At 68.5% G+C, this 15,674-nt stretch carries 14 protein-coding genes; 6 read left to right on the top strand and 8 right to left on the bottom strand.

All coding sequences use genetic code 11. From position 1 onward, the window contains the following. Nucleotides 1-114: 114 nt before the first annotated feature. From guaD to FHY06_RS25715, 3 genes are all read right to left on the bottom strand, one after another. The gene (gene guaD / locus FHY06_RS25725) at nt 115-1,401 is read right to left on the bottom strand and encodes a guanine deaminase (RefSeq protein ID WP_019655139.1); all 1,287 of its coding nucleotides are present in this window, start codon (nt 1,399-1,401) and stop codon (nt 115-117) included. A gap of 93 nt (nt 1,402-1,494) precedes the next feature. Then, a complete protein-coding gene (locus FHY06_RS25720) occupies nt 1,495-2,478 on the bottom strand; it encodes an NHL repeat-containing protein (RefSeq protein WP_221404394.1) in 984 nt (327 codons plus the stop codon). Beyond that, a complete protein-coding gene (locus tag FHY06_RS25715; RefSeq protein ID WP_184606759.1) occupies nt 2,475-3,080 on the bottom strand; it encodes a short chain dehydrogenase in 606 nt (201 codons plus the stop codon). The genes FHY06_RS25720 and FHY06_RS25715 overlap by 4 nt, the downstream gene beginning before the upstream one ends. Nucleotides 3,081-3,183: 103 nt before the next feature. Here FHY06_RS25715 and FHY06_RS25710 point away from each other — a divergent pair, with 103 nt between their 5' ends. From FHY06_RS25710 to FHY06_RS25700, 4 genes are all read left to right on the top strand, one after another. After that, nucleotides 3,184-4,065, top strand: coding sequence for a LysR family transcriptional regulator (locus tag FHY06_RS25710; protein WP_184606758.1), 882 nt, complete (start codon nt 3,184-3,186; stop codon nt 4,063-4,065). Nucleotides 4,066-4,165: 100 nt separating this feature from the next. Then, a complete protein-coding gene (locus FHY06_RS25705) occupies nt 4,166-4,648 on the top strand; it encodes a helix-turn-helix domain-containing protein (protein ID WP_019655135.1) in 483 nt (160 codons plus the stop codon). Next, nucleotides 4,641-4,835: a nucleotidyl transferase AbiEii/AbiGii toxin family protein gene (locus FHY06_RS34945; protein ID WP_244164332.1), complete on the top strand. Its 195-nt coding sequence runs from the start codon at nt 4,641-4,643 to the stop codon at nt 4,833-4,835. The genes FHY06_RS25705 and FHY06_RS34945 overlap by 8 nt, the downstream gene beginning before the upstream one ends. Then, nucleotides 4,829-5,368, top strand: a complete 540-nt coding sequence (locus FHY06_RS25700; RefSeq protein WP_244164331.1) for a nucleotidyl transferase AbiEii/AbiGii toxin family protein — start codon at nt 4,829-4,831, stop codon at nt 5,366-5,368. Before FHY06_RS34945 ends, FHY06_RS25700 begins: the two co-directional genes overlap by 7 nt. Here FHY06_RS25700 and FHY06_RS25695 read toward each other — a convergent pair. Continuing rightward, nucleotides 5,365-6,480, bottom strand: a complete 1,116-nt coding sequence (locus FHY06_RS25695) for a BMP family ABC transporter substrate-binding protein (RefSeq protein ID WP_184606757.1) — start codon at nt 6,478-6,480, stop codon at nt 5,365-5,367. The genes FHY06_RS25700 and FHY06_RS25695 overlap by 4 nt on opposite strands. Before the next feature lie 222 nt (nt 6,481-6,702). Here FHY06_RS25695 and FHY06_RS25690 point away from each other — a divergent pair, with 222 nt between their 5' ends. Then, nucleotides 6,703-6,957, top strand: a complete 255-nt coding sequence (locus FHY06_RS25690) for a hypothetical protein (protein ID WP_184606756.1) — start codon at nt 6,703-6,705, stop codon at nt 6,955-6,957. A 116-nt stretch (nt 6,958-7,073) separates the two neighbouring features. On the opposite strand, the gene FHY06_RS25685 is transcribed toward FHY06_RS25690, so the two are convergent. After that, nucleotides 7,074-7,916, bottom strand: coding sequence for an SDR family NAD(P)-dependent oxidoreductase (locus tag FHY06_RS25685; RefSeq protein ID WP_184606755.1), 843 nt, complete (start codon nt 7,914-7,916; stop codon nt 7,074-7,076). Between the two features lie 108 nt (nt 7,917-8,024). Next, nucleotides 8,025-8,972 (bottom strand): GlxA family transcriptional regulator, encoded by a 948-nt coding sequence (locus tag FHY06_RS25680; protein WP_184606754.1) that lies wholly within the window; start codon nt 8,970-8,972, stop codon nt 8,025-8,027. A gap of 171 nt (nt 8,973-9,143) precedes the next feature. On the opposite strand from FHY06_RS25680, the gene FHY06_RS25675 reads away from it, so the two are divergent. Beyond that, nucleotides 9,144-10,391, top strand: a complete 1,248-nt coding sequence (locus tag FHY06_RS25675) for an MFS transporter (RefSeq protein WP_184606753.1) — start codon at nt 9,144-9,146, stop codon at nt 10,389-10,391. A 21-nt stretch (nt 10,392-10,412) separates the two neighbouring features. On the opposite strand, the gene FHY06_RS25670 is transcribed toward FHY06_RS25675, so the two are convergent. Then, nucleotides 10,413-12,881 carry a penicillin acylase family protein gene (locus tag FHY06_RS25670; protein WP_184606752.1) on the bottom strand — a complete coding sequence of 823 codons (2,469 nt, stop codon included), beginning with the start codon at nt 12,879-12,881 and terminating at the stop codon, nt 10,413-10,415. 158 nt (nt 12,882-13,039) lie between these two features. Beyond that, entirely contained in the window at nt 13,040-15,574 is a 2,535-nt protein-coding gene (locus tag FHY06_RS25665; RefSeq protein WP_184606751.1) for a penicillin acylase family protein, read from the bottom strand. Between the last annotated feature and the right edge of the window lie 100 nt (nt 15,575-15,674).

Here is a 15,674-nt window from a genome sequence, read left to right as displayed (position 1 = left end):
TCGAGGGGCAACACCAGCGGCCCGGCAAAGCCGGTTGCGCGGTGTTCCTGGAAAGGTGTCGCCGCGCCCGCTGGGTCGGCGATTGTGGCATGGGCGGATTCGCCCTCTGCAGGCTCAGCCAGCCTGGGAGATCACCGTGCGCTCGACCAGCCGGTCGTCGCCCAGCACGATCATCGCGAAGAGCATTTCCTCCAGCGAATTCGCCTGCTTCGTCTTGCGCGCCAGGAGCGGTGTGGCCGCCGGGTTCAGCACCAGGAAGTCGGCCTCGCAGCCGGGCTGCAGGTTGCCGACCACGCCGTCGAGCCCCAGGGCGCGCGCGGCGCCGCCGGTGTGGCGCCACCAGAGTTCCGATGGCGCGATGCTCAGGCCGGCCTTGGTCTGGCCCTCCCGGCCGACGTAGTAGGCGGCCATCATGGTGTGGAAGGGGCTGAAGCTGGTGCCGCCGCCCACGTCGCTGGCCAGGCCGTAGGGGTAGCCGACGCGGTCGGCCGCGCCGAAGTCGAAGAAGCCGCTGCCCAGGAACAGGTTGCTGGTCGGGCTCACGGCTGCGGCCGTCCTGGTCTCGTGCAGCAGGGCGCGGTCGGCCTCGTCGAGGTAGATGCAGTGGGCGTACACGGCACGCTCGCGCATCAGGCCGAAGCCTGCATACACGTCGAGGTAGGAGCGCGCCTTGGGGTACAGCTCGCGAACCCAGTTCACCTCGTCGCGGTTCTCGGCCACGTGCGACTGGATCCAGGTGTCGGCGTACTTCGCGGCCAGCTCGCCCGCGCCGCGCATCTGGGCGTCGGTGCTCGCGGGCGCGAAGCGCGGCGTGATGGCGTAGCCCAGCCGATCGACCTTGTGCCACTTGCGGATCAGCGCCTCGGTGTCGACGAGGCTCTGCTCGGTCTCGTCGCGCACGCCGTCGGGCGAGTGGCGGTCCTGCAGCACCTTGCCGGTGATCAGGCGCATGCCGCGGCGCTGCGCGCCTTCGAAGAGCGCATCGACCGAGGCCACGTGCGAGGTCGCGAAGGTCAGCGAGGTGGTCACGCCGTTGCGCAGCAGCTCGTCGAGGAAGAACTGCGCCACTTCGTTCGAATGCGCAGGATCGGCGAACTTGCTCTCCGCAGGAAAGGTGTAGTTCTCGAGCCAGGGCAGCAGGCCCGGCGCCGGCGAGCCGATGATGTCGGTCTGCGGATAGTGGATGTGCATGTCCACGAAGCCCGGCGCGAGGATGCGCCCCGGCAGGTGGGTCGTGTGTGCACCGGGATGGCGGGCCGCGACGTCGGCATGGCTGCCGGCATCGAGCACGCGCTGGCGGCCGGTGGCATCGGGGGCGACGACCAGCAGGCCGTCCTCGTCGAAAACAGGCTTGCCGGAGGCGTCGAATCGCAGGAGGGAGGCGCGGTAGGCTTTTTTCATCGTGGGTGCGGAGGGTAATCCACCCCCGCCCCACCGCAATTTCCATGCGCATATGAGTGCTATATGCGCAGCGCACTCGCCGCGGTGCAGCACCTACCGCGGCAGCGCGCGCGACTGGATGTCGAAGGGCACGCCGGTCGGCACCGGCCCGTCGCCCTCCTTGCGCTTGGTGAGCAGCGAATACTTCGACTCGATGAAGTAGACGCGGTCGCCCCACACCGCGCCGGAGGACGGGTCGTTGAGCCCCGAAACCACCGTCCGCAGGCCGAGCTTCGCGCCTTCGACGCGCGCCACGGTGATCTGCCCGCCGTAGAGGCCTTCGCCGAAGGCATTGCTCTCGAACAGCACGAGCCGCCCGGGCTTCCACGCGCGGATCGCGTCCACGTTCTTCAACTCGCGCGGCGCCTCGACGCGCGTGACCTCGCCGGCCTTGCCGTCCGCGCCCAGACCGATCCGCAGCACGTAGGGCGCCGCCGCCACGAGGCTCACGTAGACATCGCGCCCGCCGTCGATGGCGATGCCGTTCAGGCCCTTGTAGGGACCCGCGCCGGCCAGCGCGGGATCCTCCTTCCATGTCGCGAGCGAGGCGGCACCGGGGGCGAGCTTCAGCACGCGCGGGTGATAGGAGTCGGTCACGTAGAGATTGCCTCGCGCGTCCTGCGCGAGGTCGTTGCAATAGCCGCCGTCGGGCATCGCGTAGCTCGCGCGCGGCGCGCCGGTGGCCAGGTCATAGCGCTTGAGCGCGCTCGGCGTCGATGGCACGGTGGTGAAGCCGATGTTGCCGGAGCAGATCCACAGCGCCCCGCGCTTCGCGTCGACCAGCACGCCCTGGCCGTTCGCGAGCCCGTTGGTGCCGGGCTTGACCAGCACCTCGGCCTTCGGCGCCGAGCCCGGCTTCAGCCGCGCGACGGCGCCCTGCCGCCAGCTGCCGACGTAGAACGCACCGTCGGGTCCGATGGCCACGCTCTCCGGATACCAGTCCTCGGGCAGCGCCTGCACTATTGGAGGGGCTGCGACGGCCGCCGCCGTCGCGAGCGCCAGCAGCGCGCCCGCAAGCCGTGGATACCCGCTCTTCATTGCCACACGCGAAAGACGCGCCCCGTCAGCGGACCTTCGACGCTGCGCACATAGGCCAGCGCCACGCGCGCGGCCGGCACGGTCTCGACGCCCGGAAAGAGCGCGCCGTACGCCTCCTCCGATTCGGTCAGCAGCGTCGGGCTCACCGCGTTGATGCGCAGCCCGCGCGCCAGCTCGATCGCCGCGCCCTTCACGAAACCCTCGACGCCCGCATTGACGGCAGCCGCATTGCCTCCGCCGCGAACCGGATCGTCGGCCGCGACGCCCGTGGTCAGCGTGATCGAGCCGCCGTCGCGCAGCACATGCTGGCCCAGCAGCGCGAGCCGCACCTGTCCCAGGAGCTTGTCCTGCAGTCCGACATTGAAGTTGGCCGGCGTCATCTCCGCCAGCGGCCCGAAGAAGAGCCCGCCCGCCGTCGAGACGATCGCATCGACACGGCCGAGGGCCGCAAAGAGCGCCTCGACGCTGGCGTTGCTGGTGATGTCGACCTGGTGATCGCCGCGCGTGCGCCCCGCGCGGACCACCTCGTGGCCACGCCCGGCCAGCGCCTGCGCTACCGCGCTGCCAATCGCGCCCGTCGCGCCCACAACAAGAACCTTCATGGAAACCTCGCAAAGTGAATCGAACAAGCGGCAATTGTTTTGCGAACCATCTATTTGATAAATTGCCTTGCAGTTCGCTCATTCGGAATCAGGAGTTCGCAATATGGACAAGCTGCGCGCCATGGAAGTCTTCGTCGCAACGGTGGACGCGGGCAGCTTCGCCGCCGCGGCCGATGCGCTCGATCTTTCGGCCGTGATGGTCGGCAAGCACATCCGCGCGCTCGAGGAGCAGCTGGGCGCCCGCCTGCTCGAGCGCACCACGCGCCGCCATTCGCTCACCGAGATCGGCGCCGCATATCTGGAGCGCTGCCGCGACGTCCTGGCCAGCGTGCACACGGCCGACGGCGTGGCCGAGTCGCTGCGCGCCATGCCGCAGGGCGTGCTGCGCGTCACCGCGCCCGTGGCCTACGGCGCGCACCGCCTCACGCCGGTCATCGGCGAGTACATCGCCGCCTATCCGCAGGTGAAGGTGGAGCTGAGCCTCAACGACCGCGTGGTCGACCTCGCCGAGGAAGGCTTCGACTGCGGCATCCGCTCGGGCGCGGCCATCGACGAGCGGCTCATCGCCAGACCGCTTGCCCTGGCGCACATGTACGCGGTGGCCAGCCCGGCATGGGTCGCGCGCCACGGGCAGCCGAAGCACCCTTCGGAGCTGGAAGCCTTCCCGCTGCTGGGATTCGCTGCCTGGGGGCCGAACCATTCATGGCGTTTCACCCGCAACGGCGAGACGGTGCACGTGCCGGTGCGCGGGCCGCTCACCACCAACAACGGCCAGGCGCTGCTGGCCGCGGCCATGGCCGGCGTGGGCGTGATCGTGCAGGCCGATGCGCTGCTGGGCCCCGCCCTCGCATCGGGTCAGGTGATGCAGCTGCTGCCCGACTGGGAACTGCCCACGCGGCAGGTGCAAATCGTCCGGCTGCCGGAGGCGCGACCGAGCGCCAAGTTGCGGACCTTCGTGGACTTCGTGGTGGAGCGGCTGGGCTGAAGAAACGGAGGAATGGAACACGGTGCCGGCTTAGGTCAAGCTGCCGATGCTTGCGGCACCTGCGTCTCTCATTCTGGACAAATACTTGAAATTGTCTAATATGAGATACGCCATGCCTTCCCCCTCTCCAGCAACAACCCCCGCGACAGGCCAACGCCTCGCAGCCCTCGGCCACCGCATCCACACGCGTCGCAAGGCCTTGAAGGTCAGCGCCACCACCGCCGCAGAGGCGGCGGGCCTGTCCCGCATGACACTGCACAGAATCGAGCGCGGAGAACCGTCGGTCACGATGGGCGCCTACATGAATGCGCTGGGAGCCCTGGGTCTCGACGTTGACGTGGTGACGTCCACGGAGCCACCTGCCCTCGCCCCGCTGCCCGGAGGCATCCGGATTGCCGATTACCCCCAATTGCGCCGGCTTGCCTGGCAATTGGCCCCGGCTACCGAACTCACGCCTGAAGAGGCCTGGGGAACCTACGAGCGCAACTGGCGCCACGTCGACACGTCCTCCCTCGATGCGAGAGAGCGTCAGTTGCTGGAGGACCTGGCACGCACGCTCGGCAGAAAGCCGCTGAATGTTTGAACGACCCCACCACCAGCGCATCGCACACGTGCTTGCCTCGCTCGACGCGAACCTGCTCGCTCAAAGCCATTGCCTGTTCGGGGGAGGCACCGCCATGGCACTTCGCCATGGCGAGTACCGCGAATCCGTGGACATCGACTCCTCGTATCCGACATCGATGGATATCGGCACCTGCGACAGTTGCTGACGGGAACTCAAGGCCTCGGCGCACTTGCGCGACCAGGCCGCGAGATCCGGCAATCGACCGAACTACGTGCCGATCACTACGGCATCCGATCGTCGGTTCTTGTGGGCGACACCGAGATCAAGTTCGAGATCGTGCTGGAAGCACGTATCGAACTTGAATTGCCAGGCCCGGAGGACCGGATCGAGGATGTCGCAACACTCACCCCTCTCGACATGGCGGCAAGCAAGCTGCTCGCCAACTCGGACCGCTGGGCCGACGACAGCGTCTTCAGCCGCGACGTCATCGATCTGGCCATGATGAAACCCGGCGCATCGCTCTTGCGCCAAGCCACGATCAAGGCCAGTCGCGCCTACGGCAACAGCATCGATGCCGATCTCACAAGAGCCGCCGAGACACTGCTTGCGCGGCCGGGCCGCCTGGACCGCTGCATGGCCGTGCTGCAGATGACACCTCCCGCGACACCCACTGTGCTTCGCAAGCGCATCAAGGACTTGCTTCCTCGTGCTCCGCACACCAGCCGCCCGACAGACTAGCGCGCCACGCGCCCCTGCACGCCTTCCACCAGCCAGTTCATCGTCAGGATCTGATCGTCGCCCAGCTGGGTGCCCTTGGCGATCACGGTGTGCCCCTCGTTGTCGCGCACATCGGCCGCCGCGGCGCGGAAGGGCTGCAGCCTGCCTGCGGCGATGTCCTTCTGACGCGCCAGAACCTCGTCCTGCACGGCCTTGGGCACCTTGGTGCCGAAGTCGCCGACGCGGATCATTCCTTCCTTCACACCGCCCCAGAGCTTGCCGCTCTTCCAGCTGCCGTCGAGCACCGCCTTCGCGCGCTGCGTGTAGTAGCCGCCCCACTGGTGCGTGACCGCCACGACCTGCGCATCGGGTGCGATCTTGCGCATGTCGGAGTGGTACGCGATGGCCAGCTTGCCGCGCTCCTGCGCCGCCGCCATGACGGCGGTGGAGCCGGTGTGGAAGGCGATCACGTCGGCGTTCTGGTTGAACAGCGCCATGGCGGCGTCGCGCTCCTTCGGCGGATCGAACCATTCGTTGAGCCATACCACGCGCACCTGCGCCGATGGGTTCACCGAGCGCATGCCCAGCGTGAAGGCGTTGATGCCCTGCAGCACTTCCGGAATCGGAAAGCCCGCGACGTAGCCCGCGATGTTGGTCTTCGTCATGCGTCCGGCCGCGATGCCCGCGAGATAGCGGCCCTCGTAGTAGCGCGCATTGGCGGTCGCCACGTTGGGCGCGGTCTTGTAGCCGGTGATCGACTCGAACTTCACGTCGGGGAAGTCCTTCGCCACCTTCATCGTCGGCTCCATGTAGCCGAAGCTCGGCGTGAAGATGAGCGTGTTGCCCTGCTGCGCGAGGTCGCGGATCACGCGCTCCGCATCGGCACCCTCGGCCACGTTCTCGACGTAGGTGGTCCTGACCTTCGCCCCCAGCGCCGCATCGACGGCCTTGCGGCCTTCCTCGTGCTGGCGCACCCAGCCCGCATCGGTGACGGGCGTGACGTAGACGAAGCCGATCTTCAGCGGCGCCTGGGCCTGTTGCTGCTGTTGCTGCTGTTGCTGCGAAAAAACGGGAGATAAAAAGCCGGCGGCTGCCAACGCCAGAACGGCGCGGCCCGCGAGGTTTTTGTACATGGTGTTCCTCTACATGGCCCCGGAGATGTGAAACCCGCAGCAGGCCGGGGCGCCCGATCGCGAGGGAGCGGGATTCTAAACGGCGCCGTGGCCCGCAATGCGGGCGCGGCATTGGCCTACTTCAATGTCGGTGCTTCGCCTCAGACCCGACGCCCCGGGTTTGCGCGAGCCTTGGATCACTGATCGATTCACCATCGGGAAAGGCAAGAAAGGCCAGCCACCATGAACGCATCCACCGCCAACGATTCGCTGACCCCGCTCGACATTTCTCAAGCCGTGCTTGAAGGCGAAGAAAACCCGAACGCGGCACGGCCGCTCACGCCCAAGGAACGTGCCGCACGCGGCATGCGTGCCGAACCGGGCCGCCGCGCACGCCTTCAAGGCATGCTGCGCAGCCCTGCTGTTGCCTGGTGCGGCGCGGCGGCCACGGGGCTGGCGCTGGCGGTGCTCTACGCGCGCCGAACCCATCGCATCTGATCTGGAAGACCCGGTTCGGCCCGGCAGGTGCAGCCGCTGTGATCAGCAAATGCTGCGAGGTCAGGCGCGTGGAGTGCGAGGCTCATGGCGCAGGCCTTCCGCCCGAACGCAGGCCCTCACGCCGCTGACGTGGCGGAACCGGCGCTGACTCGGTAGCGCGCTGCAGGAGCGGTGCTGGACAGCCGTGCCGACATCGCCCGCCGCGCCGCATCGAAGGTCTCCCACTCGGCCAGATCGGGCAGTGCGGGGATCGTGACCTGCTCGCCCTGGTCGAGCCCCGCCAGGGCGGCGTCGACCATGTCTTGCGCGGTCATGACGATCTCCTTGGGCAGGTGATCCATCGGCACGCCTGCGACGCCCCAGAACTCGGTGGCCGTCGCGCCGGGCAGCACCGCCTGCACGCGCACGCCCTTGTCCTTGAGTTCGTGCTGCAGCGACTGGCTCAACGCAAGCACGAAGGCCTTGCTGCCGCCATACACGCCGTTGAGCGTCTCCGGCGAGATTGCCACGATGGAGGCGATGTTCACCAGCGTGCCCGTGCCGCGTTCGACGAAGCCCGGCACGGCCGCGTAGGTGAGCCGCGTGAGCACGCTCACGTTGAGCGCGATCATCTCTTCCATCTTGTCGACGTCAGACGCCAGCAGCGGCGCGGCGGCGCCGAAGCCGGCGTTGTTCACCAGCATGGTGATGTCGCCGCGGGTGCGCAGCGCGGCCTCGACCTGTGCGATGTCCTGGCGGTTCGTCAGGTCAGCCGGAAGGACCTCGACCTTGCGGCCGGTCTCGCGCACGAGCTTCGCGGCCAGCGCCTCGAGGCGTTCGCGGTTGCGCGCCACCAGGATCAGGTCGAAGCCGCGCCGCGCGAGGCGGTCCGCGTACACGGCACCGATGCCGGACGACGCGCCGGTGACGAGGGCCGTGCCCTTGGGGGAGTTTGTTGAAGCGGTAACGGTGGCAGTCATGGATCTTTCCTTTTCGCCGCGTCGATGTGTGCGGCCATGGGGAAAGTCTCCTCCTGCATGGCTATGGCGTAAATGTCATATAAGCCACTTTTCAGGACATCCTGCCGCTCAGGCCACGGCCGCCTCCCGGCGCGACACGCGGCGCACGCTCTGCGGGGGCTGCCCCAGCGTGCGCAGGAAGGCGCGGCGCATGCGCTCGGGGTCGCCGAAGCCGGTTTCGCGCGCGACCACGCCGAGCGCCAGGTTGCCTTCGTCGATCAGCGCACGCGCCGCCTCCACGCGCAGCGTCTCGACCGCGTGCGCGGGCGACTGGCCGGTCTCGGCCTTGAAGGCGCGACTGAACTGGCGCGGGCTCAGGTGCACGACCTCGGCCAGTTCCTCCACCGACAGCGTGTCGCGCAGGTTGGCCCGCGCATGCACCAGCGCCTTCTGGATGCGGTCCGACTTCGGCTCCAGCTCCAGCAGCGCGGAGTACTGCGACTGCCCGCCCGCGCGGCGGTGGTAGACGACCAGCTTCCGCGCCGCGAAGCGCGCCGCCTCCACGCCGAGGTCTTCCTCCACCAGGGCCAGCACGAGGTCGATGCCCGCCGTCATGCCGGCCGAAGTCCACACCGGCCCGTCGTTGATGAAGATGCGGTCGGGCTGCACCTTCACGGCGGGATGACGCTTCTGCAACTCACCCGCGAAGGACCAGTGCGTGGTCGCCTTGCGGCCGTCGAGCAGGCCGGCGTCGGCCAGCCCGAAGGCGCCGGTGCAGATGCTGGCCACGCGGCGCGCATTGCGCAGCCCGGCGCGCAGGAAGCGGCACATCTTCTCGGAGGTGGGTGCGATGAAGAGCGCGCCGCTCAGCAGCAGCGTGTCGTACTTCGCCGTGCCGAAGCGCTTGCTGTCGGTGCTCACGCCCGACGAACTGACCACGAGGCCGCCCTCCTCCGACAGCAGCTCGACCTGGTAGACCGGCTTGCCGGCGTGAATGCTCGCAAGCTCGAACGCGGCGATGGCGGCGAGGTCGAGGATCTGGAAGCCGGGGAAGACGAGCACGCCGATGCGTTTCATGGCGATGTCCTGAAAGGAGGTTTATGGGCGATGCAGGACGCAAGATTACGCGAGCTGGTCCAACCGCGCGGGCGTCAGGGATTCGCGGCACGCCTTGCCGCGCTGCGATGGCCGCCGCCGCCAATCGGCAAGCGCCAGTCTGCGTTCGGCGTCCCACAATGGGTGTTCCCCATGACGCATCCGACGACAACCGCAACGACGACCGCCCCTTCCGCCGAGCAGGGTGGCAATCTCCACTGGCAGCGCAACCTCGCCGTCTGCATGTTCGGCTCCTTCACGACCATCATCGCGATGACGCTGCTGCTGCCCTTCCTGCCGCTGTACGTCGAGCAGCTTGGGGTGAAGGACCACGCGGCCATCGTGCAGTGGTCGGGCGCGGCATACGGCGCCACCTTCCTGAGCGCCGCGCTGGTGGCGCCGCTGTGGGGCCGGCTGGCAGACCGCTACGGGCGCAAGCCGATGCTGATCCGCGCGAGCCTGGGCATGGCGGTGGCGATGGCGCTGATCGGCGTCGCGGGCAATGTGTGGCAGCTGGTGGGCCTTCGGCTGCTGGCGGGGCTGCTGGGCGGCTACGCGTCGGGCTCGATGGTGCTGGTGGCCACGCAGACGCCCAAGGACCGTACCGGCTGGGCACTGGGCACGATGTCGTCGGCCATCATGGCGGGCAACCTCGTGGGGCCGCTGGTCGGTGGCGCGCTGCCGCCGCTGATCGGCATCCGCGCCACCTTCTTCGCGGCGGGCGCGATCATCTTCGTGGCCTTTCTCGCGACGGCCTTCCTGATTCGCGAGGAGCGCAAGGCGCCTGCCGCGCGCAAGCAGGATGGCGGCAGCGCGGCCGAGCAAACCGGCTGGGCCGCAGTGCCCGACAAGCGCCCGCTGGTCGCGATGCTCTTCACCGGCATGCTGCTGATGCTGGCGAACATGTCGATCGAGCCGATCATCACCGTCTACGTCGCCACCCTCGTGGAAGACCCGGGCCGCGTGACGATGATGGCCGGCCTCGTGATGTCCGCCGCGGCGCTCGGCAGCATCCTGTCGGCCTCGCGGCTGGGCAAGCTGGCCGACCGCGTGGGGCACTGGAACGTGATCGTCGGCTGCCTCGCAGTGTCGGCGCTGCTGCTGGTGCCGCAGGCCTTCGTCACCTCGGGCTGGCAGCTGGTGGTGCTGCGCTTCCTGATGGGGCTGTCGCTCGGCGGGCTGCTGCCGTGCATCGCGAGCGTGATCCGCCACAACGTGCCCGAGCGCGTGGCCGGCAACATGCTGGGCTACTCGACCTCGGCGCAGTACACGGGCCAGGTCGCGGGGCCGCTGCTGGGCGGCTTCGTGGGCGGGCACATCGGCATGCGCGCCGTGTTCCTGGGCACCTGCGTGCTGATGGCGGCAGGTGCCGCGTGGAACTGGCTGGCGAAGCGGCGCTGAGGAAGCCTCGCCGAGAAAGCCTCACTCGCGCTGCTCGCGGATGGTCAGGCTGCTGTAGCCGGCGTCGGCCGCGATCTCCGCCTCCGAGAACGGCATGCGCAGCCAGTTGCCGGCGCTGTAGGCACGCGTGTAGTCGGCATGGTGCGGCGACGCCGGATCGTCCGACAGCGAGTAGGTGAGGAAGGTATGCGCCTCCACGCCGCCCGGCGGGAACCTCACGATCTGCATGTAGCTGTTGCCGTTGGGGTTCTCGTCCATCGTGTAGCCGCCCTTGTCGAGCCGGTTCTCCGAGCACACGACCGTGAAGTAGCCCTGGGTGTCGCAGCCGCCGGACAAAGCGATTCGGCGGCCGTTGCGCGTGACGAACAGGGTTTCTCCTCGCGGCGCGTCCAGCGCGTAGCCGCTGGCCTGCACGCGCAGCACGGCGGCACCGAAGGCCTGCCGCAGTTCATCGGCCGCAGAGGGCTTGAGGCCGCGCGGCGTGCCGATCGGGTCGGCGGCGTCGAAGGGCACCGCATAGAGCCTGTCGGCGGGCAGGCGCGAGGCGCGCGCCCAGAACTCGTCCCACACATGGGCACCGCGCGCCGTGGCGGCGCCGGTGTTGTTCCAGGCCTTCAGTACCGCGCAGGCGGAAGCGGTGTCGACGCTGCGCGGCGGCGAGAAGGCCTCGCCGGTCTGCGCGTCGCCCTTCACCTCGATGCGGGGCACGCCGCACACCATGTCGAGTGCGGAGCCCTTGAACAGTTCGGCGGTGTAGGCGCGGCTTTCGAGTGCGATGCGCTCGACGGCATCGACCGTCGCGCCCCTGCCCGCCCCTTGCGCGATGAGGTGGCCCAGCCGCGTGCGGAAGGTCTGTGCATCGCTGCCCGCCGGACCGAAGATGGCCGGATAACCCTCGAGCGGCGCCTTCGGATTCGCGAGCCAGTAGCTGTCGTTCATGTTGGCGACGTAGTCATCGCGCAGCAGGCTCGGCATGCGCGAGGGGCCGACTGCCCCCTTCTGCACCGAGTCGGCATCGCTTTGCCAGTCGCACGCGCTGCGCGAGCCGTCGAACACCGGCACGCGCAGTAGCACCGCCGCCATCGCCTTGCCGGCGGGCGTGGTGCAGCTCGCGACCTGCTCGGGCGAGACGTTGGGCACGGCCCCGATGTCCGCGTACCAGGCCTTCGCGCTGCCTCGGCCCACGGCCACGGTGTTGACCCACGGGATGGCTGCCTCCTCGCGCTGCGCTGCGATGAGCTCGTCGAGGGACTTCGCCTGCGCCCAGCGCAGCCATGTGCGGAAGGTGCGGTAGTTGCCGGCGTTGATGTCGCGAATGGCGAAGGCGGTGCTGCGGCTCCAGGCCAGTGCCGGATCGATGGCGCCGAGGTTCACCAGCGGGCCGTACTCCGAGGAGTAGAGCGTGCGCGTGAGCTGTCTCGTCGTGCCGTCCGCGCCCTTCACCTTCACGGTGATGGTCGAGGGCCGCATCTTCACGGGCCGGCCGTCGCGCATGTAGCTGGTGGCGTCGCCGGGCGCGAGCTGCAGCTGGTAGATGCCGAAGCGCCGCGCGGCGGACACCGTATGACTCCAGGCCACGTTGTCGTTGAAGCCGATGAGGATCACCGGGATGCCGAGGAACGAGGTGCCGCTGACGTTCAGCTCGCCCGGGATGGTGAGTTGCGCCTGGTAGAAGCGGTCGGGCCCGCGCCAGTACCAGTGCGGGTTGCCGAACAGCAACGGGCTCGAATCGCCGGTGGAGGCCGTGCCGAAGCCGATCACGTTGCTGCCGACGCCTGCCGTGCCTCCGACCTGCAGCGCCAGCTGCTGCGGCTGTGGCTGCGCTCCGTTCGAGGACACCCCGCCAGCAGGAGGCGCCGCGTTCGCGATGTTCGAGAGGAAGTTGCTGTAGCCCGCCGCGAGGTTGGTGGCGTACATGCGTCGGTAGATGTCGGTGGCGCTCACCGGCCGCACCCATGCCTCGTTGCGGCATGCCGCATGGGCGTTGTGGGCGACGCCGGCCTTCAGGTCTCGCAGGTAGCGGTTGTAGCCCGCAGCGAAGCCTTCGACCATGCGCTGGATGGCGGGCGGCTGCGCACGGGCCATGGCATCGACTACGTCGGCGCCGATCACCTGCCTGTGGAAGAAGTCCGAGTCGATGTTCGTCGGCTGGCCGACGGTGCTGGCTGCCGGCAGCCGGGCCTCGGCGCCGAAGAATTCGGAGCGCTCGCCGCGGTAGGTGAGAAAGCCGTCGGCCATGGTGCACAGATCGTCCTGTGCCTGCGAGTAGCCGTAGCCGTAGCCCGCGCCGCCCCAGTCGCCGGCCTTGATGTGCGGCACGCCCATGGCGGTGCGGCGGATCTCGGCCTGGTAGCCGGCGCGAGACTGCGAAGCCTGGGGATCGACTGCGGAAGAAGCCGACCGGTCGGTGATGCCGGCGCAGGCCGCGAGGGCCGTGACGACGGGCACGAGAAGAAGCGGCACCAGGCCGCCTTGAAGTTTCGGGCGCATGAAGAGTTCCTGTTTTGAATGAGGAACGCAGCTGCGTCGGCGACGAATGGCGTGCGTGGCGCGTTCGCCGCCGATCTTAAGAGCGGCGGCGGATGCGCACCACGCGCGCGCCCTTCTTCACTTCTCCTTTACGTCTTCATCGCTCATCCGACGATCGGCTATTCGGCGATCGACTTGCTGGTGTAGCTCGAATCGGCCTTGATCTCCGACTCCGAGAACGGCACCCTGAGCCACTTGCCCTCGCTGTAGGCACGGGTGTAGTCGCCGTTGTGCGCCGAGGCCGGGTCGTCCGAGAGCGAGAAGGTCAGGAAGGTGTGGGCTTCCACGCCGCCATCGGGGAAGCGCACGACCTGCATGTAGCTGTTGCCGTTCGGGTTGCCGTCCATGGTGTAGCCGCCCTTGTCGAGACGGTTCTCCGAGCAGGCGATGGTGAAGTAGCCCGGTCCGCCGCAGCCGCCGTACAGCGGGATCTTCTTGCCGCCGCGCGTGGCGAACAGGTAGTCGCCGCGGGGTGCGTCCACCGCGTAGCCGCTGGCCTGCACGCGCACGACGGCCGCGCCGAAGGCTTCGCGCAGCTGCGTGGCGGCAGCGGCGTTCAGACCGCGAGGCGTGTGGATCGGGTCCGCCGGGTCGAAGGGCACGGTGTAGAGCGAGGCTGCGGGAATCTGCGAAGCGCGGCTCCAGAACTCGTCCCACAGGTGCGCACCTCTCGCGCCGGTGACGCCGGTACCGTCCCATGCCGCGAGCGCGGTGCAGGCGGCGCTCACGTCGACGCTCGGGCCGATCGCGTCGGTGGTCAGCGGGTCCTTGGTGACCGCGATGGGGGTGCCGTCGCACACGATCGGCAGCACGTCGGCCTTGAACAGCTCCGCCGTCAACACGCGGCTGTTGAGAACCATGCGCTTGACGTTGTCGGGCGTCGCGCCCTTCGCGCCATAGCTGTCGGAGCCGTCGATGCGACCCTGCGCCAGCACGTTGCCCATGCGGGTGCGGAAGCTCACGGGGTCGGAACCGGCCGGGCCCATGATGGGCGGGAAGCCAGTCATCGGCGCCTTCGGGTTGGCCAGCCAGTAGCTGTCGTTCATGTTCGCGACGTAGTCGTCGCGCATCAGGTTCGGCATGCGCGATGCGCCGATGGCTCCCTTCTGCGCCGAGTCGGCGTCGGTCTGCCAGTCGCAGGCGCTGCGCGAGCCGTCGAACACCGGCACGCGCGGCAGCGCGGACTGCATCGACGCGCCCGTCGGCGTCGTGCAGTCGGTGACCTGCGCGGGCGACACGTTGGGAACTGCGCCGATGTCGGCGTACCAGGCCTTGGCGCTGCCACGGCCCACGGCGACGGTGTTGACCCAGGGAATCGCGGCTTCCTCGCGCTGGATGGCGATGAACTCGTCGAGCGACTTCGCCTGGTTCCAGCGCAGCCAGTTGCGGAAGGTGCGGTAGTTCTCGCCGTTGATGTCGCGCATCGCGAACGCCGTGGTCTGGCTCCAGGCCAGTGCCGGGCTCATCGACGCCAGGTTGACCATCGGGCCGTATTCGCTCTTGTAGAGCGTGCGCGTGACCTGCGTCATCGCGCCGTCGGTGCCTTTCACCTTCACGGTGATGGTGGAGGGCTGCATCTTCACGGCGGCGCCGTCGCGCATGTAGCTGGTCGTGTCGCCCGCTGCCAGCTTCAGCTCGAAGAAGCCGAAGCGCCGCGCTGTCGACACCGTGTGGCTCCACGCGATGTTGTCGTTGAAGCCGATGAGGATCACCGGAATGCCGAGGAACGAGGTGCCGCTGATGTTCAGTTCGCCCGGGATGGTGAGCTGCGCCTGGTAGAAGCGGTCGGGGCCGCGCCAGTACCAGTGCGGATTGCCGAAGAGCAGCGGGCTCGAGTCACCGGTGGCCGCGGTGCCGAAGCCGATCATGTTGCTGCCGACGCCCTCGTGGCCGCCGACCTGCAGTTCGGGCTCGTCGATCTTAAGCGCCGCCATCTGTATCGCCGCCTTCTTCGGAGCGGAACGATGCGCCGACACCTTGGTGGGCGCCACCACGGCAGGCGCCGTCGCGTTGGCGATGTTCGCAAGGAAGGGGCTGTAGCCGCCCGCAAGGTTCGCTGCATACATGCGGCGGTAGATGTCGTCGGTGGTGATCGGCTGCACCCACGCCTCGTTGCGGCAGGCTGCGTGCGCCGTGCCGCCTGCCTTCACCTCGCGCACGTAGCGGTTGTAGCCGGCGGCGAAGCCGACGACGAGCTTCTTCAGGTTTTCGGGCTGCGCGTCGATCATCTTCTGCCGCACGTCGGCCGAGATCACGTGCCGGTGGAAGAAGTCGGAGTCGATGTTCTTCGGCAGGCCGATGGTGCTGCTGGCCACCAGCTTCGCGTCGGCGCCGAAATACTGCGAACGCTCGCCGCGGTAGGTGAGGAATGAGTCGGCCATGGTGCACAGGTCGTCCTCGGCCTGCGCGTAGCCGTAGCCATAGCCAACGCCCGGCCAGCTGTCGGCCTTGACGTGCGGCACGCCCATGGACGTGCGGCGGATCTCGGCCTTGTAGGTGGCCTCGGCGGGCGGGGTCGTCGGCGTGGACGGCGAGGAAGGGAAGAACACGAAGCCGTTGCCTCCGCCACCACCGCCACCGCAGGCGGTGAGCGCGGCGGTGGCGAGCGCGAGCAACGACGGCGGCACGACGCCGCGACGGATCGAAAGTCTCATGATGTCTCCAGTTGATGCTGATGCTCTCTTGGCGGAGCGTCCCGGAGCTTAGGCAGCCTCGCCGCTGGCGGCTTGTACGCAGCCGCTGCATTGCATGCGG

Origin of the sequence: Variovorax atrisoli (assembly GCF_014195185.1) — a bacterium.
Taxonomy (GTDB): Bacteria; Pseudomonadota; Gammaproteobacteria; order Burkholderiales; family Burkholderiaceae_C; genus Variovorax; species Variovorax atrisoli.
Note: the sequence above shows the minus strand (reverse complement) of the source record. Positions and strands in the feature narration are given on the sequence as shown.